Here is a 21,694-nt window from a genome sequence, read left to right as displayed (position 1 = left end):
TCAGCCATGAGCAACAAGGCAGAGATCGCCACCGCCGAAGAAACCAGCGGGGGTATGGGATTATTCGAGCGTTACCTCTCGGTGTGGGTAGCACTGGCAATCATTGTGGGTGTGGCCCTTGGCCAACTGGCCCCGGCCGTTCCGGAGATACTCTCCCGCTTCGAATACGCCCAGGTGTCCATCCCCATCGCCATCCTTATCTGGGCGATGATCTTTCCCATGATGGCCCAGATCGATTTCAGTGCCATTGTCGGGGTACGCAAGGAGCCCAAAGGCCTGGCCATTACCACCACGGTCAACTGGCTGATCAAGCCCTTCACCATGTTTGCCATTGCCTGGTTCTTCCTGACGGTGGTGTTTGAACCATGGATCGCTCCTCAACTGGCCAGTGAATACCTGGCTGGCGCCATTCTGCTCGGGGCCGCTCCCTGCACCGCCATGGTGTTTGTCTGGAGCTACCTTACCAAAGGCGATGCCGCCTACACCCTGGTACAGGTATCACTGAACGACATCATCATGCTCTTCGCCTTCGCGCCGATTGTGGTGTTCCTGCTGGGTATCTCGGACATCCAGGTCCCATGGGACACGGTGTTGCTATCGGTCATCCTGTACATCGTCATTCCACTGGCCGCCGGCTACCTGACTCGTCGCACCCTGATTGCCCGCCACGGCCAGCACTGGTACGACGAGGTGTTCCTGAAACGCATCGGCCCGGTGACGCCCGCGGCGCTGATTGTCACCCTGGTACTACTGTTCGCCTTCCAGGGCGAAGTGATCCTGGAGAATCCGCTGCACATTGCACTGATTGCGGTGCCGTTGGTTATCCAGACGGTGTTCATTTTCCTCCTGGCCTACGGCTGGGCCAGGCTCTGGAAAGTCCGCCACTGCATCGCAGCCCCCGGCGCCATGATCGGTGCCAGCAACTTCTTCGAACTCGCCGTCGCGGCAGCTATTGCCCTGTTTGGTCTTCAGTCCGGCGCGGCACTCGCCACGGTGGTGGGCGTGCTGGTAGAGGTACCGCTAATGCTGGTACTGGTGCGCATTGCAAACCGGACACGAGGAGCCTTCCCGGACTGACCGGCCCGACGGGAGCCGTCGTTCAGCGCCACCGGGGGCGACGGCAGCCAGTATCCCCGTGGTGGTCGGCGCGATCTGGTGGGTCACCCGCCGCATCAAACGGCGGATCATCAATGCCGAGGAGCCTGACGCCCGCTGATTTCATGAACTCGCGGCATTCAGACTCAGCACCTGAGGCCCTCTGATTGTCCGTGACAGCAAACATTGCCGGATTCATCGAGGACCACGTTACAACGACGGGCAAGAACCTCCCGCAAACGCTCTCGCGCGCGCCGGATTCTGGCCTTGGTGGCCGGCAACGATAGCCCCTGCGCCCGGGCGTAGGCCTCCTGGGACATGGGCCCGAGGTCACAGGCCTGGAGGATGTCGCGGTCGCTTTCCGCCAAGTACGGCAGGGTCGCATTAATGCAGGCATCCAGTTCGTCCACCGGTGCCCGCTCCGCAGCACGCTCATCGCGCAGATGATCCGGCACCGGCACCCAGTGCTTGCGCAGGCGATGGCTGTCAGTGAGCGCGTTGCGGGCCACCCGGAACAGCCAGGCGCGGGGATTCTCCAGTTCGCAGAAATTCCGTCCCTCACGCATCGCCTTGAAAAACACATCCTGCAGCAGGTCGTCAGCCATCGCCGGCTCTTTCACTTGGCCGAGGAGAAAGCCGCGAAGCTCGGCCTGGTGGTCATGCCAAGCCTGTAATACACAATTAAATTTCATTATCCGTCACTCAGGCCGCGCACTTCTACGCGCTGGAAAATTTCATGCCCGGCGCCGCCAGGTTGAAGACGGCACCGTCGGTGCTTCAGTAGAACAAGAGTATCCTTTTTGGCGATCATTCGTCCTCTGGGCGCCGATACGTTATCAACGCCAAGACAAGGGCCATCGAACCCATGCTCGAGCTATTTACATCCCTGGCCAACTGGCTGACTTATGATCTGATGGGGCTAAGCCCGGAGACCAAACTGGGCACCTCCATCCATTTCTTCATTGAGGACACCACCAAGATCCTGTTTCTGCTGGTAGTGATGATCTACGTGATCGCACTGGCACGGGCCTCCCTCAACCTGGAGCGGGTAAGGGCCTATATCCAGCAGAAAAACCGCCTGGTGGGCTATTTCTTTGGCTCCGGTTTTGGTGCCATCACCCCTTTTTGTTCCTGCTCAAGCATTCCGCTGTTTCTGGGCTTCACCAGCGCTGGCATCCCCCTGGGGATCACCATGGCGTTCCTGTTTACCTCACCTATCATCAATGAGGTGGCGGTGATCATGTTGTGGAGCCTGCTGGGCTGGAAGTTCACCCTCGCATATATCGTGATCGGCATGGCGGTAGGCATTGTCGGTGGCATGATTCTGGATTCGATCAAGGGCGAGCGCTGGCTGAAAGACTTTGCTGCCAAGGCTTATCAGAACGCTGCAACCGAAGCCCGGAACCACACAGACAACCCTGAAATGCCTGAAGCACCAAAACTGACCTTTCAGGAAAGGCATCAGTTCGCCAAAGACGAACTGAAGGAGATCCTCGGCCGGATCTGGAAGTGGGTACTGATTGGCGTTGGCCTGGGTGCCGCCCTGCACGGCTTTGTTCCCGATGGCTGGTTTGCCGAGAACCTGGGCTCCGGCCAGTGGTGGAGTGTACCGGCGGCGGTACTCGCCGGCCTGCCCCTGTATTCCAATGCCACTGGCGTTATTCCGGTAATGGAAAGCCTGATCGTCAAGGGGCTGCCGGTGGGCACCACCCTGGCGTTCTGCATGAGCACCGTTGCAGCCAGCTTCCCGGAATTCATCATGCTCAAGCAGGTCATGAGCTTTCGCCTGCTGGCTATCATTTTTGTAATCCTGCTGGCCAATTTTATGGTGGTCGGCTGGGTAATAAACGCCATCAGCCCCTGGCTGTTCTCAGGGTTCTGATGCCTTTAAACGTAATGAAATCAATTCAAAGGAAAATGCCATGAAACGTTTCGAAGTACTTGGTACCGGCTGCAAGAAATGCGTCACTACCGCTGAGAGTATTGAGCGGGTAGCCCAGGAGCTGGGCGAGTCGATTGAAGTGGTGAAGGTGACCGATCCGGCAAAAATCATGGAGTACCAGGTGATGTCCACCCCGGCAGTGGCGGTCGACGGCACGGTGGTTCACAGCGGCTCTATCCCCGATCACGCGAAAATTGTCAGCTGGCTGAAAGCATAACCGGCAGGACGCGGGACCGGTTTCCCGCGTAAGATAGCGGGTGCACAGTGCCCCTTGTGTTAAGGGGCACTAGACTATAGTCAGATTCACCCGCTTACCCGGAGCATGCCTATGCTGAGGTTTTTCAGGATTGTCGACGGTCTTATCAGAGAAATCGGTAACCAGGAGGAAGACACCGACGCCCGGTTACGACAAGCCGACTGGATCGACGCCTGTGAACCCGATGAAGAAGAGCGGCAGATTCTCCAACGGCTGCTGAAAACCGATATCCCCGAGTTTGACGATGTGGAGGAGATCGAGGCCTCGGCCCGCTACTTCGTGGACCAGGCCGGGGTGCATGTGCACTCGATGTTTCTCAACCTGGCCGAAGGGCGTCATAACACGGTATCCGTGGCATTCATCCTGCAAAAAAGCCGCCTGATCACCATCCGCGAAACGGAACTGGCGGACTTCCGCCTGCTGCGCATGCGGGCCCGCCGTGGCCAGGTGGAGGCCGGCGATCCCTGCGAAATGATGGTGACGATTCTGGAACAGAAGGTGGAGAACCAGGCGGACGGCCTGGAGGACCTGCATCGCCAGCTGGAAGATGTCAGCTACCTGGTACTGGAAGACGAGGAGGCCGAGCTGGACGAGGCCATCAACCGCCTGGCCCGGCTGGAAGACAGCAACGGCAAGACCCGCCTGTGCCTGATGGATACCCAGCGCAATATCTCGTTCCTGCTACGCCACCTGCGCAACGAAGGGGAAGTACGGGAGACCCTCCGGGAGATTAACCGCGACATCGAAACCCTGATGTCCCACACCACGTTCCTGTTCGACAAGATCAACTTTTTGATGGACTCCACCCAGGGTTTCATCAACATCGAGCAGAACCAGATCATCAAGATTTTCTCGATTGCGGCGGTAGTGTTCCTGCCGCCCACGCTGGTCGCCAGCATCTATGGCATGAACTTCAAGTATATGCCGGAACTTGAGTGGCTACTGGGTTATCCGGGGGCGCTGGGGCTGATGGTGGCGGCCGGGATTGCGCCTTACTGGTACTTCAAGCGTAAAGGCTGGCTCTGATCAGGTTTGGGGGGGAAGGCGGCCATCCGGGAGGGCTTTCCAGAACACGCTCCTTCCGGCACGTCCATGTGACGCTCGAGCTCCGCCATCCCTGGCTCCGCACGATTTTAAAACACATGCCCTAACCCGGCCCCTCAGGCATCTGAGCCTGTCGAAGACGCTCCCCCGCTCCGCTCGCCCTGAGCCTGTCGAAGGGCCATAACGAGGATAAGAGAAGGGGAAATACCCTTCGACAAGCTCAGGGTGAACGGTGGGGAAATGCGGGTCAATGGTGTGGGAATATAGAAGGACTAGTCATCTCTGAACCCGCACCAGAGATTCCCAACCTGCGATAGTTACCCTCTAACAAGCCTCCAACGGAGCATAAGCCAGAACAAGCCACTTGGCTCCATCGTCAAAGTTCACCTGAACCCGGGTATGGTGACCACTCCCTTCGCTGTTCATCACAACCCCCTCCCCAAATTTGGGATGGCGAACCCGCTGACCCAGGGAAAACCCGGCCTGCTCCATGGGCGCGGAATCGAACAGCCCTTCATTGGGCCGAGAGACCATGGCCGGGCGGGTCACCGTATTACGCAGGCGCACTTCCTGGATGCAGTCCGCCGGAATTTCCCGCACGAACCGGGACAGGGCGTGGAACTTCTCCTGACCGTAGAGACGGCGTGATTCCGCGTAGGTGAGGATCAGTCGCTTCATGGCCCGGGTAATGCCCACGTAGGCCAGCCGGCGTTCCTCCTCCATGCGCCCCGGTTCTTCCAGGGACATGCTGTGGGGGAACAGGCCCTCTTCCACACCCGCCAGGAACACCAGCGGGAACTCAAGGCCCTTGGCGGAGTGCAGGGTCATCAACTGGACACTGTCTTCGTGGGTATCCGCCTGCGCCTCACCAGCGTCCAGGGCGGCCTGGGCGATGAACTCGGCCAGCGCGTCCTCGCCGTCTTCCACCTCGAAATCCGACAGGGCGTTGACCAGTTCTTCCAGGTTCTCCACCCGAGCCTGGCCCTTCTCGCCTTTTTCGTTGGCGTGGTAATCCTTCAGGCCGCTGAGTCTGAGGGTTTCTTCCATCAGACCCTGAAGGGAGGACTGGTCCACCTTCTCTGACACGGTCTGGATGATTTCGATAAACTGCTGCAGGCCGGATCGCGCCTTGCCCTTGACGGCGCCGGCGTCGAGCATGCGTTCCGAGGCTTCCCACAGGGAAATACCCTGCTCCGTGGCGTAGGCCCTCAGGTCTGCCAGGCTCTTGGCGCCGATGCCACGGGTGGGCACGTTCACCACCCGCTCGAAGGCCGCATCATCACGGCGGTAGTGGACCAGCCGCAGGTAGGCAATGGCGTTGCGGATTTCCTGCCGGTCATAGAATCTCAGGCCACCGTAGACCCGGTAAGGGATGCCCTGACGCATCAGGGATTCTTCCAGCACCCGCGACTGGGCGTTGGAGCGATAGAGTATGGCCGCTTCGCTACGCAGGTTGCCCTCGTCCACCCAGGCGCTGATGGTGTCGGCGATGTAGTTGGCCTCGTCCATTTCGTTGAAAGCCGCGTACAGGCTGATGGGTTCGCCCTCAGGCCCATCGGTCCACAGTTCCTTGCCGAGGCGACCCTGGTTGTTGGCGATCACCGCGTTGGCGGCCTTCAGGATCAGCTGGGTGGAGCGGTAATTCTGTTCCAGCCGCACCAGGCGCGCGTTGGGGAAGTCCCGCTGGAACTGCTGGATGTTTTCGATCTTCGCGCCCCGCCAGCCATAGATGGACTGGTCGTCGTCACCCACCACGGTGATGGGCACCCGGTTGCTGGCGAGGATCTGCAGCCAGGCGTACTGGATGGTGTTGGTGTCCTGGAACTCGTCCACCAGGATATGCTGGAAGCGGCGCTGGTAGTGGGCCAGCAGTTCCGGCCGGTGCAGCCACAGTTCATGGGAGCGCAGCAGGAGTTCACCAAAGTCCACCAGGCCGCCCTGGTTGCAGAGTTTCTCGTACTGGCGATAGATCTGCAGCATGGTGTTGGTGAAGTGGTCGCCCGGGTTGTCCTGGATGTGGTCCGCCCGCAGCCCCTCGTCCTTCTGGCTGTTGATGAACCACTGGGCCTGTTTTGGTGGCCAGCGGCTTTCGTCGATCTGCGCTTCCCGCATGACCCGCTTGATCAGCCGCAGCTGGTCGTCACTGTCCAGCACCTGGAAGTTTTCCGGCAGGCCGGCGTCGGCATAGTGGGCCCGCAGCAGGCGATGGGCAATGCCATGGAAGGTGCCGAACCACATGCCCCGGGCGGGGATGTTCATCATCTGTTCGATGCGGTAGCGCATCTCCTTCGCCGCCTTGTTGGTGAAGGTGACAGCGAGGATGCTGGTAGGCGGCACGCCATCTACCTGCATCAGCCAGGCCATGCGGTGGACCAGCACCCGGGTCTTGCCACTGCCGGCACCGGCGAGCACCAGCAGGTGGTCGTTCTGGGCGGTGACCGCTTCGCGCTGGGCGTCGTTCAGGGGGTCGATGATGGGGGAGACATCCATGGGTTCTGCCGTTCATTGCCTGGTGGAAAATGAGGCAAGAGTATATCACCCATGGCTGGGGGATTGGGGTGGATGAAGCCCTGTAGCCTGTGAGTTCTGGTGGAGGGGATTGCGCTCCGGTACATTTTCCCCGGACACGCCCGCAAGTACATCCCATGGCCGTTTTTTGCTCCTGCAAAAACGCCACTTCCGCCGTCCATGGCGGTCGTAGGGCTCGACTTCGGCCATCCATGGCCGAAGACGGTCCGGGGAAAACGTCCCCTCACGCACTCCCCCAAACTTGGGCGATAGGCCAACTTTGGGGGAAGGGTTGGTCTTAGAACCCTCGCGGAACGGACTGCGGCTCAACGAATTCGAACAAGCCTTCGATGCCGCCTTCGCGGCCGATGCCGGAGGCTTTCATGCCGCCGAAGGGAGCTTCCGGTGTGGGGCCGGTACCGGTGTTCCAGCCGACGTGGCCGAAGCGGAGGCCGCCGGCTACGCGCTGGGCGCGGTCTTCGTCAGCGGTGAAGACGTAGGAGGCCAGGCCGAATTCGGTGTCGTTACCCATTTCAATCGCTTCATCTTCGGTCTTGAAGGACACCATGGGCACCAGCGGGCCGAAGGTTTCCTCGCGGAAGCAGGCCATGTCACGCTTGACGCCGGAGACGACGGTGGGCGGGAAGAACAGCTTGTCGCTCGGCAGATCTTCCGGCTTCGCGCCGGCCACGAGGCTGGCGCCTTTCTGGAGGGCGTCTTCCAGGTGCTCTTTGACCTTGTTGAAGCCAGCCTTGTTGATCAGCGGACCGATATCCACGTCGCCGTTAATGCCATCACCCACGGTCATCTTGTTGACCCGCTCGGCCAGTTTCTGGCCGAAGGCCTCCATGACGTTTTCATGGACAAAGATGCGGTTGGCGCAAACACAGGTCTGTCCGCCGCCGCGGAACTTGTTGGCGATGAGGTTATCGGCGGCCTTGTCGAGGTCGGCGTCGTCAAAGATGATGTACGGCGCGTTTCCACCCAGCTCCAGGGCCAGCTTCTTGACGTGCTCCACGGTGTCCAGGATGAGCTTGCGGCCCACTTCGGTGGAGCCGGTGAAGCTGAGCATGGGTACGTCCGGATTCTCACACAGCTCCTTGCCGATAACGCTGGCCTTGCCCATCACCAGGTTAATCATGCCCTCGGGCAGGTCGACGTTCTCTTCGATCACCGCAAACATGGCAATCATGGTCAGCGGGGTTTCACTCGCCGGTTTGATCACCGACGGGCAGCCGGCGGCCATGGCGGCGGAAAGCTTCTTGGCAATCATGCCGATGGGGAAGTTCCACGGGGTAATCAGGCCTACCACACCAATCGGACGGTAGTGGATGGTCCAGGTGCAGTCCCGGGGCTTTTCTTCCAGGGTGTGGGAGTTCAGCTCGCCAATGGTCTTGGAGAAATAGTCAAAGAACCCCGCAGCATAGTCCACCTCACCCTGGGCCTCGTTCAGGGGCTTGCCGTGTTCCAGGCACAGGATACGCCCGATTTCTTCCTTGTTGGCCTTGAGGGCATCGCGGATCGCTTCCAGCCACTGGCGACGGGTTTCAATGGCATAGGGTTCGGTCAGGCGCAGGGCGGACTTGCCTGCTTCAATGGCAGCCTTGACGTCCTCGGCCGGCATGGACGGTACGCTGGCAATGACCTCACCGGTGGCCGGGTTGTAGACATCGAAGGTGTTGTCACCGGTCGCCTTCCATTGACCACCGATATAGCCTTTGAGGTTCTTGAGCAGGGGTGATTCGATCATGATGGCTCCTCGTTCTGATAGACAGTCGTTTTTAGTTGTTGGAAGCTGTCCGGGTATTGACGTAAACGTCCTGGAGTGAGACTACTGATCAAGTCTCCGGACACCCAGAAGTCCGGGCAAGTTTGATAATTTGTTCAACCATATTGGCTGCCTTTGTCACGTCTGTAAAGGCAATCGGCCAGAGCGGGCAACCCTGAGAGGGCCTACTATACTGGTCGGAAATGATGACTCATCAGGAGGCCGTAGCATGAAAGCGTATTTCCACCCGTCACAGGACCTGCATGCCCCCAAGACGTATTTTACCCGTGGGCAGATGCGCCAGCCCCAGGAGGTGGCTGACCGGACAGGCCAGATGCTGGAAGGCCTGAAGGAACTGGGCGTGGAAGTACTGCAGCCTGCCGACCAGGGCGCCGGGCCGATCTCGGATATCCATGACCTGGGTTATCTTCGCTTCCTGGAATCCGCCCATCGCCGCTGGATGGAACAGGAAGACTGGGGTGACGAAGTCATCTCCAACATCTTCGTGCGTGAGCCCAACCACCTGCAGGGCATCCTGGCGGAAGCGGCCCGCTACCAGGCCGACGGCAGCTCACCCATTGGCCCCAAGACCTGGGAGGCCGCCTACTGGTCGGCCCAGTCTGCGCTGGGTGCTGCCGACGCCATCAAGGCCGGCGACCGGGTGTCCTACGCGGTATGCCGCCCGCCCGGCCACCATGCCCGTCGCGATGCGGCCGGCGGCTTCTGTTACCTGAACAATGCTGCCATCGCGGCCCAGCACCTGCAGGACCGGTTTGCCCGAGTCGCTATCCTGGATACGGACATGCACCACGGCCAGGGCATCCAGGAGATCTTCTACGACCGCAGTGACATGCTTTACGTATCGATCCACGGGGACCCCACCAACTTCTATCCGGTGGTCACAGGGTTTGAGAATGAACGTGGCGAAGGGGACGGCTACGGCTATAACATCAACTACCCGATGCCCCACGGCTCCAGTGAGCAGTACTTCTTTGACACCCTGGACAAAGCCATCCGCGACATCCGCCTGTATGACCCGGATGTGCTGGTGCTCTGCCTGGGCTTCGATATCTACAAGAACGACCCCCAGGCCAAGGTCTCGGTCAGTTCTGAAGGGTTCTCAAAGCTGGGCAAGCACCTGAGCCAGTTGCACCTGCCCACCCTGGTAGTGCAGGAGGGCGGTTATGACCTGGAGTCCCTGAGCGAGAACGTGCAGCAGTTCTTCAAGGGTATTGGCGGGCTCTGAGGGATTCAGTCCGTCAGCCAGTAGTAGAGCCGACCGATGTGCTCGTAGACCAGCCGTGTACTCTGCTCAAGATAGGTGCTGCGCGGCAACAGGCCTAGCTCACCGCCCGATCCGGAACTGGCAAAGCCCATGGGTGCGGGGATGACGTCAAAACCGCGCTTCTCGAACTCGGGAATCGCCCGGGTCAGGTGGGCAGCATGGGTTACCAGCAGGATGGTGTCCATATCACCGGCGTCCAGGATACGGGCACTGAACTCGGCGTTTTCCCGGGTATCCCGACTCTCATGCTCCAGCCAGCGGGCCTGGATGCCAAAGGCTTCGTCCAGCATTCGCGCCATCAACTGCGCTTCTGATTCGGCGTCATCAATCCCGTTGCGCCCACCGGTCAACAACAGCGGCAGGCCAGTACGCCTGTGCCACCGCGCCGCCTCCGCCAGGCGGGCCAGCGGTGCCTCGGCAACGGTATCACGGCCGTTCCATTGAGGCGCCGAGGTGTCCCGACCACCGCCGAGAACCACGATCACATCGGCCCTGGAGGCTTCCTCCACGGTAGGCACCGGATGATCTTCCAGACCGGTACTCAGCACCGACAGTGACGGCGGTATCGACAGCAGGTAAAGGCAGAGCGTGCTCAGCGCAATCAGCCACCATCCGGCCCTGGGCCAGCGACGGATCATGAGCAGACCGGCCAGCACCAGCAGGATATTGGCAAACGGCGGAAGTACCGCGTATTTGATAAACAGAAGCACGTGTACGATTCCTTTCCGGAGACTGGTGGCGTTATCGGTTATCTGGACTTCCCAGTCCGGAACTGAACAGGGAGTGCGGCTCAGCCCGGCGCATAGACCTTGATATTGTCATGCCCCTCAGCCTTCAGGTGCCCGGCATGCACCCGGCTCATGGTGCCCTTGTCGCAATAGAGCAGGTACTGGCGGTGGTTGTCCAGGCGTTCCAACTGCTGATTGAGCTCATAGAACGGGATAGCGATGACCTGGTTATTGGTCAGGGTCAGCGGTGCACGCTGCTCCTCGTCCGGGTGACGCACATCGATGATGACATCGTCCACCGACGGGGTGTTCACCAGTTCAACATCATCCAGTGTCATTTCCGGGATCATCATGCGCCCCACCGGAGTCTCGGTGCGGTCGGCGACCGCCTGCTCCAGGATCGACGGCTCCATCTGGGACTCATCGTGCTCCACCCGGTGCAGCTTGGCGCGGGTGGCGGGCTTCTGGGAAATCACACCACAGTACTCGGGCATGTTACGGGCGTAAGAGTCAGTACCGATCTCGTGGGCAATACGGATGATCTGCTGCTTGTCCATGGCAATCAGCGGACGCAGCACCACCATGTTGCTGGCCCGGTCCACCACGTTCAGGTTGGTCAGGGTCTGGCTGGACACCTGGGCCACGGCATCGCCCATCACCAGGCCTTCGACCCGGATTTCCTCCGCCACCTTGTCTGCCGCCTTCAGCATCTGTCGTTTGAGCACCACGCCCCAGTGGCGGTGGTTCACTGTGCGCATGATTTCCGCCACCACCCCTTCAAAGGGCACGGAGATAAATTTCACGGAATGGCTTGAGGCGTACCGGTTCCACAGATAGCTGGCCACCTGTTTCACGCCCACCTCATGGGCCTGGCCACCCAGGTTGAAAAACAGGAAATGACTGCGCAGCCCCCGGCGCATCATCAGGTAGGCCGCCACGGAAGAGTCGTACCCACCAGAAACGAGGGTCATTACATTCTCGACGGTCCCCATCGGATAACCGCCCAGTCCCTCGTGCTTGCGATGGGAAACGTGGAACTGATCGTCCCGGACATCAATCCGGATCTCCACATCCGGCGCCTTGAGCTTAACACCGGCCGCATCGGTCTTCGCCAACAGGAAGCCACCCACCTGGCGCTCCAGCTCGCTGGAGGTAAAGTCATGCTGCCCGGAACGACGGGCCCGCACGGCAAAGGTCTTGCCCGCCAGGCGATCCCGGTAGGCCTCCAGGGCTTTCTCGCCCAAATCTTCCAGGCTGACCAGGGGGTAGACAGAGATTTCCTGGATGGTGGAGATGCCTGGAATTCGACTCAGTTCGTCCAGCACCGGGCTTAGCAGCCCCCGGCCTTCGGGTACGTCCACATCGACCCGGTCCCAGGAACCTTCGACAACGATTTCCGGATCCAGGCGGGCCAGCAGTTTGCGGATATTCTGGCGGAGCTGGCGCATCTGCTGACGACGAACCGGCTTGCTCTTGATGGCTACTTCAGCAGCCGGGCGAATCAATAACTTCATGGGGGAACAAATCGACTATTGGGTGACTGGCGTATAGAACGTAAAGGCGTTAGTTTACCCGGTTCCCGGAGTGCCTCAAAATCCGGCCTTGCCGAAACCCGCCGGAAATGGGTACATCGAACCATCAGGAGTCAGGTAATCCATGCAGAAACAGCCCACGGTGAATGCCCTCATTTCCCCCGAAGGCAGCCTTGAAATACTGTCCAACCACGAAGTCAGCCGCCTGAAGGACCGTAGCGAGGGCGGCCTGTATCAGTTGTTCCGACAGTGCGCCCTGGCTGTGCTCAATACCGGTGCGGAAACCGACGACACCAAGGATCTGATGGAGGCTTATGCGGATTTCGATATCCGGCTGGTGCCCCAGCCCCGCGGCCTGAAACTGGAAGTGGTGAATGCTCCGGCCATCGCCTTTGTAGACGGCGAAATGCTCCGCGCCATTCGCGAGCACCTGTTTTCGGTACTGAGGGACATCGTCTATTCGAACACCATCTCCACCTCGGTGGTGGGCTTCCGGAAAGATAACCCCGAGGATCTCACCAACCTGATTTTCCATATCCTGCGCAATGCGCGGGCCCTCCAGGCTGGCCGCTCGCCAGACCTGGTCGTTTGCTGGGGCGGGCATTCCATCAGCCGTGAGGAATACAGTTACAGCAAGGAAGTGGGCCACCAGCTGGGTCTGCGCGGCCTGAGCATCTGCACTGGCTGCGGCCCGGGTGCCATGAAAGGCCCCATGAAGGGTGCGACCATTGGCCATGCCAAGCAACGGGTCAAAAATGGCCGTTACATCGGCATCACCGAACCCGGCATTATCGGTGCCGAAGCGCCGAACCCCATCGTGAACGAACTGGTGATCATGCCGGACATTGAGAAACGCCTGGAAGCCTTTGTGCGTGCCGGCCATGGCATTATTGTGTTTCCGGGTGGCGTCGGCACCGCCGAGGAAATCCTCTACCTGCTCGGTCTGCTGCTACACCCGGACAACGCTGACATCCCCTTCCCCGTAGTGTTCACTGGACTGAAAGAGAATGCCGAATACTTCGAGATGATCGACCGGTTTATCCGTAACGCCCTTGGGGACAAGGCTGCAGAGAAATACGAAATCATCATCGACGACCCGGTCCGCGTAGCCCAGACCATGAAAAAGGGTATCGCCGAGGTGGAGACATTCCGGCGGGCGATGCAGGACGCCTATCACTTCAACTGGATGCTGAAGATCGATCCGGTCTTCCAGCTGCCTTTCGAGCCCACCCACGAGAGCATGTTGTCACTGGAGCTACACCGTGACCAGCCGGTGCATATGATCGCGGCGAACCTGCGCAAGGCATTCAGCGGTATCGTGGCCGGGAACGTGAAGGAAGAAGGTATAAAACAGGTAGAAGCCAGGGGGCCATTCGAGATTTCCGGAGACCCGGTGCTGCTTGCCCCCCTGGAGGAGATGCTGGCCGCATTTGTCGCCCAGAACCGGATGAAGTTGCCGGGAAGTACTGCCTATATTCCCAGCTACCGCATCGTCAGTGGCGGGTACTGAGAAACCCCTTCGTTTCTTCCCCTGTTTGCCCCCAAACTAAAACGGCCGGGTTTATGACCCGGCCGTTTTTTCTTCGACGTCTGTTCAGAGGCACTTCATCGCGGAGCTACCGTGACTTACTTGCCACCGTCCGCAGGCAGGCTCGCGTAGTAGGCTGCCAGGTTGGCGATATCCTCATCACTCAGGCCCGCGGCCTGGCCCTGCATAACCGGAGCCTGGCCACCAGAACGCTGCTTGTTCTTGTAGGCCTTAAGTGCAGACACCAGGTAGGCCTCGTTCTGACCAGCCAGGTTGGGATAACCCGGGATCTGTGCAATACCATTCTGGCCGTGACATGCAGCACAGACTGCTGCCTTGGCCTTGCCAGCTTCCGCATCACCTGCGGCGTTTACCAGGCCCGGCGCTGCAAAAGTTGCCATTACCACACCTGCCATTGCCAGTTTTTTCAGAGTCATAGGTCTCTCCATCAGTTTTTTGGAACCTTTGAGTCGCTTTATAGCATAGCCCTCGCGGCACCGCACATGAGTTAGATCAAGAGCTATCGGCCACCGGCACACCCCCGACCTTTGTACGCTTTATTTCTGATACAGTTAGCACCACAGTAGGTACTTGTACCCAAAGTAGTCGACGACAAGGGAAGCATCCAAAAACCATGAGCGTTCAGACCCGCGAACTCCCCTGCCGTGGCGGTAAGCTCGGCCTGTTAACCCTGGACTCGCCGGCTACCCTGAATGCCCTCTCCTCGGACATGTTCCTTCAGATGCAGGCCCAACTCGATGACTGGGCCCACGATGAAAGCATCCGCCTGGTCATGATCAACGCCAAAGGTGACCGGGGCTTTTCCGCAGGCGGCGATATCCGTGAAGTCTACCAGGCGCTGAAAGAAGCCCCGGACACGATGACCGTTACCAGGGTATTCGCTCAGGAATACCGAGTGGATTACACCCTCCACACCTTCCCCAAGCCAGTAGTTACCCTGGCCCACGGTATAACCATGGGTGGCGGCATGGGGCTGTTACAGGCCAGCCGATACCGCCTGGTTACCCCGGACATCATGCTGGCCATGCCCGAAGCCACTATTGGCCTGTTCCCGGATGTTGGCGCCAGCTGGTTCCTGAACCGCCTGCCTGGCAGTATCGGCCTGTTCATGGGCCTTACCGGGGCACGAATGAATGCAACCGACTCCATGCGCATTGGCCTGGCAGACCTGGTGGTCGAGCGCAGCCAGCAGGATGAGCTGATCAGCCGCATTACCGACCAGTACTGGACCGGTGACCTTGCCGCAGATGACAACCGCCTGTTCCGTCTGCTGAACCAGCTGGAAGAGGCCCCGGCAGAATCCCTGCCGGACAGTGAACTGGCGCTCTACGAACAGGATATTGCACGCCTGTGTCGGCGTGACGATCTGTCCCGGGTGGCCGAACGGCTGCTGAGCAGCCCTCCCGGAAATGAGTGGTGGCGTGCCTGCATCGACGGTTTACGCCACGCCTGCCCGGTGTCCCTCTATCTGCTCGAACGCCAGTTGGCCCATGGTCTGCAGATGTCGCTGAAGGATATTTTCCGGATGGAACTGGCCATGGTGGCCAACTGTGCCGCCGGACCGGACCTGGCGGAGGGCATCCGCGCCCGGCTGATCGACCGGGACAACCAGCCCGCATGGCGTTACCGGTCGTTAACCGAGGTACCGGAAGACTATGTGGAGAGCCACTTCACGCCTCCCTGGCCTGAAACGGAAGACCCCCTCGCGGATCTCTAGGGATGGCATTGGGGGACCAGGTTATCCAGTTGTGCTGCATTAACCGTTACACTACTGAAAACAGGGAAGAACAGGCTCCTCCAACCATGTTCACACAAACCGCCCTCCATTCAGCCTGGCGTGCCTTGGCGATCGTGCTGGTCAGCCTGCTGTGGCTGGTGCAGCCCACATCAGCTGCCGCGGCCGTGACCGACTTGCTGCCGGGCATGAAAGAGGCACAGGGGACGGAATCCGCGGAAGCGACCTCACCACGCGGAGATTCAGGGACAACTTCCGAAGCAGACCCGAAAGAAGCCCAGCAAGCGCCACCACCCGAACCTTCAGCAACCCCGGTTCAACCGGTATTGGAAGAAGAGCCGGAACAACCACTGCAAAGTGACCTGCCAGCGGCAGAACATGCCGATATCCGCCAGCAGATCGAAACCTTGCGAGAAGCCCTGGTGCAACGCCAGGCGGCCCTGGAAGCCAGTCAGCGCCGCCTGGCCCAGGCCCAATCCCTGCTGGAACGACTGGACAACGAGTACCGCAGCTTTGAGCTACGTCTGGAAACCGCCGGCCTCAACCTTACCAATGACTATGCCCGACTGCTTCGCCAACGACTGGAACGGCTGCAGAGCCAGACCATCGCCGACGGCCTCACCGAAGGCATCAGTACCCAACTGTCCGCCGCTCGGGAGGAACAGCTCCGCCTGGAGGAGTTTGAGGCACTCAGCGCTCCCGAAGACACCGACCGCGGCCGTCTGAGACAGCTACGCACTGAGATCATCGTGCAACTGCACGGTGTGGTTACTGACCACATTGATGTGCTTAACGACTACTACAACACAGTGGTCGCCCTGCGTGACCGTTTCGCCGCCTACCAGGAACTGCTACAGCAGCGCCTGTTCTGGCTACCCAGTGCAGAGCGGGTGTCGCCAGCCATGGCCAGCGAGCTGTACCAGGGGGTCAGCTGGCTGCTGTCAGGACTGCAGTGGCCGGAACTGAGCAAAGCGGTCCGTGCGTCCTTCGCTGAGCGGGGCGGCTGGATACTGCTTATCCTGGTGATACTGGCGGTATTGCTCATGCGACGCCGGACCCTCCGCAACGTCGTCATCAACACCGGCGACGATGTCGGCAACGTGGGCAACGACCGCATGGCCCTGACCCTCACTGCCGCAAGCCTGAGCTTTTTGCTGGCGCTGCCCTGGGTGCTGGCGCTTTCGGCCGTGGCGCTTCTCCTCAAGGAGGGGAACTCGCTGTTCGCTGCCCTGTCCTCGGGCTTTACCGGCGCCGCCTTTGTGACCCTGCTTCTTCGCACGCTTCACTCCGTGGCCAGGCCGGAAGGGTTGGGCGAGCGTCATTTCCACTGGCAGACCGCAACCCTGGCAGCCATTCGACATCAAATGCCGCTTTTGCTGGCCGTGCTGACGCCAATCGTCATCATCCTGCCCACCATGGAGACGCCGGAAGGCGCGGATTACAGTAACAGCCTGGGGCGCTTCCTGTTCCTGGTTGCTTCCGGAGCGCTGGCCTGGTTCGCCTACCGGGTCATGTCCGCTGTGTCCCTCGCCAACCCATCCAGTCGCTTTCTGCAGGGCGCCCGAATTGTGACCGTGGTCATTCCGCTGATGCTGGCAATAGCATCCCTGTGGGGTTACCACTATACCGCCGTTCAGCTGGAAGGCCTGTTGTTCCTCAGTGGTTGCTGGCTGGCAGCCGTGATGATGATGTATTACCTGGCGCTGAGAGCCCTGTCCGTCCGGGAGCGCCGGTTGACACTCAAGCGACTGCGGGAGCAGCGAGCCGCCGAGCGCAAGCTGGCAGAGACTCGCGAGACCGCTGAACATTCCGGGGAAGGTATGCCCGTGGCCCTGGATATGCCGGAAATGGACCTGAAGGACATCAGCCAGCAGAGCAAGGCCCTGGTCCGCATCGTCGCCTTTGTCCTGGCCGCCTCTGTGCTATGGGTGTTCTGGGCGGATGTCGTTCCCGCCCTGCAGGTGTTTGACAGCGTTACCCTGTGGACCATTGCAGGCGCAGAAGGGGAAGAGGCCCTGCCCATCACCCTGGGCGACCTGATGCTGGCCCTGTTGTTTGGCATCGGCACTATCCTGGCCGCCCGCAACCTGCCGGGCACACTGGAAGTGATGTTCCTCAGCCGTATGAACCTGGAGCCCGGCGCCGGCTACGCCATTACCACCCTGGTTACCTACGTTATCGTGTTCGCCGGCATCATGGCGGCCCTGGCGGTGATCGGGCTGCAATGGTCGAAATTGCAATGGCTGGTGGCAGCCCTCGGTGTGGGGCTCGGCTTCGGGCTACAGGAAATTGTCGCCAACTTTGTGTCCGGCATCATCCTGTTGTTCGAACGCCCCATCCGGGTGGGCGATACCGTCACCATCAATGGTATTACCGGCACCGTAGCCCGCATCCGCATCCGGGCGACCACCCTGGTGGACTGGGATCGCAAGGAACAGATCATCCCCAACAAGACCTTCGTCACCCAGGACCTCACCAACTGGACCCTGACCGACCCCATAACCCGCGTGATCATCCGGGTGAGCGTTGCCTACGGCTCAGACGTGGACCAGGTGCGAGACCTGCTACAGGAAGTCGCTGAAAACAACGAGCGGGTCGTGGACGATCCCGCCCCAGCCGTCTTCTGCGTCGGGCTTGGCGACAGCAGCGTCAACTTCGAGGTCCGGGTGTTTGTTCGCGACCTGCTGGACTTCATGCCCCTGTCACACGAACTGCACTCCGCCATCACTCGCACCCTGCGGGACGCCAACGTGGAGATTCCCTACCCGCAGCGGGATATCCACATCCGCACAGCGCCCATGCCCTGGGGCGTACCAGGTGCAAAGACCGAGGGTTCATCCTGATGGCGCCGTCCACGTTGTGTAACACCGGACGGCTATACTCCACTATTTCCCGACCGAGGTAAGCGGATACGATGTTTGAAATGTTCCTTTCCACCTACGTCAGCTCCACCATCCGCTTCCTGTTCCTGCTGGCGCCCTTCTTTGTGGTGTCCATGTTCCTGGCGCTCACCCGCGGACTGCCAGCGGCAGAGAAGGCATCCATCATCAAGCGGGCCTCCATCTCAGCACTGATTCTGGGCCTGGTCCTGTTCTTTGCCGGCCCGGTGCTGTTCAGTGCTATCGGAATCACACTGAACTCCTTCCGTATCGGCGCGGGAAGCCTGCTGTTCCTGACCGCCATCAGCCTGGTAACCAGCGGCACCCGGAACCACGCGACAGGCCTGCCTGAAGAGGAGCGGGACGACGTTGCGGTGGTGCCACTGGCCATCCCGGTGATGATCGGCCCGGCCACCATCGGCGCCATCCTGGTCTACGGCGCCGAACTGAAAGCCGTGCCGGAAGTGGCCGGCGGCCTGTTCGGTTTGCTATCCAGTCTGCTGATCCTGGCCGTGTTACTCCACCTGTCGGGCCACCTTGAAAAACTGCTGGGCAAGACGGGGCTGAATATTCTTTCCAAGATCAGTGGGCTGATACTGTCTGCGATGGCTGCGGAGATTGTGATGACTGGGGTTGCAGGGTTTGTCGGGTCCCTTTGATCAGTCTTGCAGCTGAAACAGGGATGTATACAGTGGACGGGTCACGATCGCTGGGCTAAATTGGAGGTACACGGCAGTAACGGAATGAACCCTATCAAAAGGGATCAGATATGCGCTGCTTCAGTGTGCTCCTTCTCATCGTCACCTTGATTTGTTCGTCCATAACATTTGCGCAGAGTCGGAATCGGTCTTTGCCAACCTCCCCTGAGTCCATGGAAGTGACGCTCTCACTGAAAGACGCTTACCAGCGCATGGACAGGATCTACACGTCAGCCGCCAGCATGAGACGCATCGGCGAACTTTATGCCGTCCTTGCCGTGCGCGAGGACAACCAGCTGCTTCTGGTGCAGTGCAGCGGCGGGAGTCAACCAGCACCGGATTGCGAGCCGATGGCTCAGTTCGAGGGTTACGCCGCCAGCGTCGCGGCGGTCTCCTACTACGGATCCCGATACGGGCCGAAGGTCTGGATTTCGACCAACCGGGCGATTTACGTCTGTGCCTTCTGGGAGAAACAAAGGCCGGGCCAGCCCTGGAAAAATTGCGACAAGCTGGCCGATCTACCCTTGTCTCCACTCAACAAAGTGGCACCGACCATACATGCCGCAGCCAAGTGGCCAGACCGCTCGAACGCCTCGATCGCATGGTTCGCTCTGCCGAAGTCATTAACCGGCAGCGCGCATTCTCGGGTCTACCAGTGCTACGACTGGACACGAGACGCCAGCTGCGGGATGTGGACCAAGCTTTCCACGGACATTCTGACGCTCGGGGCCGATATGCAGGCAAGTAACAGGGTGGACGTGTGGGTGACGACCCCGTCGGGGATTCTCAGATGCAACAGCGCGGACGATCAACAAGAATGCCGATCGCTCTTTGGGCTGGCACCAAACGCACCGGTTCAACTCCAATTTAAGTAAAACGATCGCCCAGAGGCCGCCCTGAGGTGATTATGTACATTCTGTAAAGAACCGCTCGACATCGCCTGGGGAGGGCTTTTGATCGGTGGCCAGATGGCCATGTGATCCGCCAGCCGGTCAGACTCTCCTTTCCCCTCGGTAAAGATGACATCGGCAGTCGGGAATCCTCTGACCGCAACCATCACATACCTTGGGTTTAAGCGGCGTGTGAGCCAGTACAGGATCCAGTCCTATTTCCGGTTCTTCGGAGTACTTTGGAGGCCTGCGCGGTAGCTCAATAGAATCGGCAATATCCTCGCGCCGGATACCATGAAAGAATTCGTTGAAGACTTCCAGCAAGTAGTCTCGTTTGGCGTAATCCCAGTTTCTCATGTAGCGGTTACGCGCATCGCAATTCGCTTTATAAGCGGCCTCGAAGGATTCCATCACCTCTGGAATCGTCTGTTTTGGTATCTGATGACAGAGGCAGGCGAGAAACAGGTAGTCCTCTTTTTTCGCGTGGCTGGGCACACCCCTCATCCTGGAGAACTTTTCCTTCAGGGATTCGAGGCTCGGCTCGATAAAGTAGAGGCCCTGCTTCAGCAGCAGAAAGACGCAGGGAGTGTCGGTGAGCTGGCGGTCCTCAAGCATTTCACGCCAGTCCGGATCCTCGGGGTCATCTGGATCGCACAAGTCATCAAGGGAATCCACTACCTCGCCGAACATGGCCGACGGAGACTTTGTGCGGCTTGCCCTTTCTGCCAGTACCTCCGCACATCTCACTTGTGCCGGCCTCAGCTCGGGCTCACTGGTTGACGGATCGAGACCGTAAAACCATGCCTCGTGTCGTGGGTCATCGGATGGGTAGGGGTTGGTGGGCGTTTTGCCGTCCCATGCCAGATCGCTGTTGGGCAAGTCCGTTTGATGCTTCTTCACTGTCTCACTCCATTGAAACCACGCGTCTCGCGTCCTGCTACAAATGTAGTTCATTTCGGGGCTATTGGGGTTGCATACAAAATTTCACGTCCTCTTGCGATCACCCCTTAAACTCGGCGCATGGGCAATTAGATTTACCCAGACCTAGCTTAGATATAACTGTTCGCTTTGCGATCTTTCGCATCCCGGGCAATAGCTAAACAAAAGCGAACGTTCGCGCACCTCGGTTCGATAAATCTGCCTATCTTTTCGTAGTGTCCGCAGTGACGGGGTAGAACCTCAAGAGGTCGATTGGTTCAGAAGCTAATCCCTTTGGCCTTTTTTTCCAATGTCTCCCTCATGTAGAGATGCAATGAGCGGGCACGCGATGCTGTCCGGCTGCGCGTGGCATTGACTGACCATTTCGCTCAGAGCCTCCTCGATTTTTACCAGCCTTTCGATCTTTTCGCGCACATCCTTCAGCTTGTGCTCGGCGAGCGCACTGGCTTCTTCACAGTGGGTGCCATCTTCTAGCCGTAGGAGGTCGCTTATCTCGTCGAGACTGAAACCCAGCTGCTGCGCAGTTTTCACAAATGTCAGCCGATCAATATCGGCGAAACCGTAGCGTCGAATACCACCTGGAGGTCGTTTGGGTTCTGACAAAAGACCTCGCCGCTGGTAATAGCGGATCGTCTCGACATTTACATTGGCCGCCTTGGCCAAGCCGCCAATAGTCAGTGAATTAGCTTTATCCAACATGATGCTTGACTCCGTACTTGACTACGGAAGTAACCTTATCTTATCGAGTCCATGGGCAACAGGTGTCAACGTCATGTCGAAACTCAAATCTAAATCCGGAGGTGCTTCTCTCGCTGTCGGGGGGATTGCAGGAATTCTCGCCTCGGC

18 protein-coding genes are annotated in these 21,694 nt (G+C 59.4%); 10 read left to right on the top strand and 8 right to left on the bottom strand.

Features of this window, described 5'->3' with window-relative positions; genetic code table 11:
- Nucleotides 1-6 precede the first annotated feature (6 nt).
- Nucleotides 7-1,077: an ACR3 family arsenite efflux transporter gene (gene arsB, locus BM036_RS12915; protein ID WP_091852905.1), complete on the top strand. Its 1,071-nt coding sequence runs from the start codon at nucleotides 7-9 to the stop codon at nucleotides 1,075-1,077.
- A gap of 164 nt (nucleotides 1,078-1,241) precedes the next feature.
- On the opposite strand, the gene BM036_RS12910 is transcribed toward arsB, so the two are convergent.
- Nucleotides 1,242-1,787 (bottom strand): sigma-70 family RNA polymerase sigma factor, encoded by a 546-nt coding sequence (locus BM036_RS12910; protein WP_091852901.1) that lies wholly within the window; start codon nucleotides 1,785-1,787, stop codon nucleotides 1,242-1,244.
- A 173-nt stretch (nucleotides 1,788-1,960) separates the two neighbouring features.
- Here BM036_RS12910 and BM036_RS12905 point away from each other — a divergent pair, with 173 nt between their 5' ends.
- From BM036_RS12905 to corA, 3 genes are all read left to right on the top strand, one after another.
- Nucleotides 1,961-2,977, top strand: coding sequence for a permease (locus BM036_RS12905; RefSeq protein ID WP_091852898.1), 1,017 nt, complete (start codon nucleotides 1,961-1,963; stop codon nucleotides 2,975-2,977).
- Nucleotides 2,978-3,017: 40 nt separating this feature from the next.
- Nucleotides 3,018-3,254 carry a thioredoxin family protein gene (locus BM036_RS12900; RefSeq protein ID WP_091852895.1) on the top strand — a complete coding sequence of 79 codons (237 nt, stop codon included), beginning with the start codon at nucleotides 3,018-3,020 and terminating at the stop codon, nucleotides 3,252-3,254.
- Between the two features lie 111 nt (nucleotides 3,255-3,365).
- The gene (gene corA, locus BM036_RS12895; protein ID WP_091852892.1) at nucleotides 3,366-4,319 is read left to right on the top strand and encodes a magnesium/cobalt transporter CorA; all 954 of its coding nucleotides are present in this window, start codon (nucleotides 3,366-3,368) and stop codon (nucleotides 4,317-4,319) included.
- A 342-nt stretch (nucleotides 4,320-4,661) separates the two neighbouring features.
- Here the strand turns inward: corA and uvrD are convergent, their stop codons facing one another.
- Both uvrD and BM036_RS12885 read right to left on the bottom strand, forming a co-directional pair.
- Entirely contained in the window at nucleotides 4,662-6,827 is a 2,166-nt protein-coding gene (gene uvrD / locus BM036_RS12890; RefSeq protein WP_091852889.1) for a DNA helicase II, read from the bottom strand.
- A gap of 316 nt (nucleotides 6,828-7,143) precedes the next feature.
- A complete protein-coding gene (locus BM036_RS12885; RefSeq protein ID WP_091852886.1) occupies nucleotides 7,144-8,595 on the bottom strand; it encodes an NAD-dependent succinate-semialdehyde dehydrogenase in 1,452 nt (483 codons plus the stop codon).
- A gap of 247 nt (nucleotides 8,596-8,842) precedes the next feature.
- Here BM036_RS12885 and BM036_RS12880 point away from each other — a divergent pair, with 247 nt between their 5' ends.
- Nucleotides 8,843-9,859 carry a histone deacetylase family protein gene (locus BM036_RS12880; protein WP_091852883.1) on the top strand — a complete coding sequence of 339 codons (1,017 nt, stop codon included), beginning with the start codon at nucleotides 8,843-8,845 and terminating at the stop codon, nucleotides 9,857-9,859.
- Nucleotides 9,860-9,864: 5 nt separating this feature from the next.
- Here the strand turns inward: BM036_RS12880 and BM036_RS12875 are convergent, their stop codons facing one another.
- Both BM036_RS12875 and thiI read right to left on the bottom strand, forming a co-directional pair.
- The gene (locus tag BM036_RS12875) at nucleotides 9,865-10,608 is read right to left on the bottom strand and encodes a YdcF family protein (protein ID WP_091852880.1); all 744 of its coding nucleotides are present in this window, start codon (nucleotides 10,606-10,608) and stop codon (nucleotides 9,865-9,867) included.
- An 80-nt stretch (nucleotides 10,609-10,688) separates the two neighbouring features.
- A complete protein-coding gene (gene thiI / locus BM036_RS12870) occupies nucleotides 10,689-12,140 on the bottom strand; it encodes a tRNA uracil 4-sulfurtransferase ThiI (RefSeq protein WP_091852877.1) in 1,452 nt (483 codons plus the stop codon).
- Nucleotides 12,141-12,282: 142 nt separating this feature from the next.
- Between thiI and ppnN the strand changes: the two genes are divergently transcribed.
- Entirely contained in the window at nucleotides 12,283-13,668 is a 1,386-nt protein-coding gene (ppnN, locus tag BM036_RS12865) for a nucleotide 5'-monophosphate nucleosidase PpnN (RefSeq protein ID WP_091852874.1), read from the top strand.
- 116 nt (nucleotides 13,669-13,784) lie between these two features.
- Here the strand turns inward: ppnN and BM036_RS12860 are convergent, their stop codons facing one another.
- Complete coding sequence (locus BM036_RS12860; protein ID WP_091852871.1) at nucleotides 13,785-14,123, bottom strand: c-type cytochrome; 339 nt, start codon at nucleotides 14,121-14,123, stop codon at nucleotides 13,785-13,787.
- 197 nt (nucleotides 14,124-14,320) lie between these two features.
- Between BM036_RS12860 and BM036_RS12855 the strand changes: the two genes are divergently transcribed.
- From BM036_RS12855 to BM036_RS12840, 4 genes are all read left to right on the top strand, one after another.
- Complete coding sequence (locus BM036_RS12855; RefSeq protein ID WP_091852868.1) at nucleotides 14,321-15,424, top strand: enoyl-CoA hydratase/isomerase family protein; 1,104 nt, start codon at nucleotides 14,321-14,323, stop codon at nucleotides 15,422-15,424.
- Nucleotides 15,425-15,510: 86 nt separating this feature from the next.
- A complete protein-coding gene (locus BM036_RS12850; RefSeq protein ID WP_245742618.1) occupies nucleotides 15,511-18,285 on the top strand; it encodes a mechanosensitive ion channel domain-containing protein in 2,775 nt (924 codons plus the stop codon).
- 71 nt (nucleotides 18,286-18,356) lie between these two features.
- Nucleotides 18,357-18,980, top strand: coding sequence for a MarC family protein (locus BM036_RS12845; RefSeq protein ID WP_091852865.1), 624 nt, complete (start codon nucleotides 18,357-18,359; stop codon nucleotides 18,978-18,980).
- A 212-nt stretch (nucleotides 18,981-19,192) separates the two neighbouring features.
- Nucleotides 19,193-19,894, top strand: a complete 702-nt coding sequence (locus BM036_RS12840) for a hypothetical protein (RefSeq protein ID WP_143066612.1) — start codon at nucleotides 19,193-19,195, stop codon at nucleotides 19,892-19,894.
- A gap of 117 nt (nucleotides 19,895-20,011) precedes the next feature.
- Here the strand turns inward: BM036_RS12840 and BM036_RS12835 are convergent, their stop codons facing one another.
- Both BM036_RS12835 and merR read right to left on the bottom strand, forming a co-directional pair.
- The gene (locus BM036_RS12835) at nucleotides 20,012-20,809 is read right to left on the bottom strand and encodes a hypothetical protein (RefSeq protein WP_091852858.1); all 798 of its coding nucleotides are present in this window, start codon (nucleotides 20,807-20,809) and stop codon (nucleotides 20,012-20,014) included.
- Between the two features lie 303 nt (nucleotides 20,810-21,112).
- Complete coding sequence (gene merR, locus BM036_RS12830; RefSeq protein ID WP_091852855.1) at nucleotides 21,113-21,547, bottom strand: mercury resistance transcriptional regulator MerR; 435 nt, start codon at nucleotides 21,545-21,547, stop codon at nucleotides 21,113-21,115.
- Nucleotides 21,548-21,694 lie beyond the last annotated feature (147 nt).

This window comes from Marinobacter segnicrescens (assembly GCF_900111555.1).
Classification (GTDB): Bacteria; Pseudomonadota; Gammaproteobacteria; order Pseudomonadales; family Oleiphilaceae; genus Marinobacter; species Marinobacter segnicrescens.
This window is presented reverse-complemented; position numbering and strand designations above follow the sequence as displayed.

Excerpts from the sequence above, each read along its gene's own strand:
- arsB (WP_091852905.1), top strand. The coding sequence starts at position 7 with ATGAGCAACAAGGCAGAGATCGCCACCGCCGAAGAAACCAGCGGGGGT.
- BM036_RS12910 (WP_091852901.1), bottom strand. The coding sequence starts at position 1,787 with ATGAAATTTAATTGTGTATTACAGGCTTGGCATGACCACCAGGCCGAG.
- BM036_RS12905 (WP_091852898.1), top strand. The coding sequence starts at position 1,961 with ATGCTCGAGCTATTTACATCCCTGGCCAACTGGCTGACTTATGATCTG.
- BM036_RS12900 (WP_091852895.1), top strand. The coding sequence starts at position 3,018 with ATGAAACGTTTCGAAGTACTTGGTACCGGCTGCAAGAAATGCGTCACT.
- corA (WP_091852892.1), top strand. The coding sequence starts at position 3,366 with ATGCTGAGGTTTTTCAGGATTGTCGACGGTCTTATCAGAGAAATCGGT.
- uvrD (WP_091852889.1), bottom strand. The coding sequence starts at position 6,827 with ATGGATGTCTCCCCCATCATCGACCCCCTGAACGACGCCCAGCGCGAA.
- BM036_RS12885 (WP_091852886.1), bottom strand. The coding sequence starts at position 8,595 with ATGATCGAATCACCCCTGCTCAAGAACCTCAAAGGCTATATCGGTGGT.
- BM036_RS12880 (WP_091852883.1), top strand. The coding sequence starts at position 8,843 with ATGAAAGCGTATTTCCACCCGTCACAGGACCTGCATGCCCCCAAGACG.
- thiI (WP_091852877.1), bottom strand. The coding sequence starts at position 12,140 with ATGAAGTTATTGATTCGCCCGGCTGCTGAAGTAGCCATCAAGAGCAAG.
- ppnN (WP_091852874.1), top strand. The coding sequence starts at position 12,283 with ATGCAGAAACAGCCCACGGTGAATGCCCTCATTTCCCCCGAAGGCAGC.
- BM036_RS12860 (WP_091852871.1), bottom strand. The coding sequence starts at position 14,123 with ATGACTCTGAAAAAACTGGCAATGGCAGGTGTGGTAATGGCAACTTTT.
- BM036_RS12855 (WP_091852868.1), top strand. The coding sequence starts at position 14,321 with ATGAGCGTTCAGACCCGCGAACTCCCCTGCCGTGGCGGTAAGCTCGGC.
- BM036_RS12850 (WP_245742618.1), top strand. The coding sequence starts at position 15,511 with ATGTTCACACAAACCGCCCTCCATTCAGCCTGGCGTGCCTTGGCGATC.
- BM036_RS12845 (WP_091852865.1), top strand. The coding sequence starts at position 18,357 with ATGTTTGAAATGTTCCTTTCCACCTACGTCAGCTCCACCATCCGCTTC.
- BM036_RS12840 (WP_143066612.1), top strand. The coding sequence starts at position 19,193 with ATGGAAGTGACGCTCTCACTGAAAGACGCTTACCAGCGCATGGACAGG.
- merR (WP_091852855.1), bottom strand. The coding sequence starts at position 21,547 with ATGTTGGATAAAGCTAATTCACTGACTATTGGCGGCTTGGCCAAGGCG.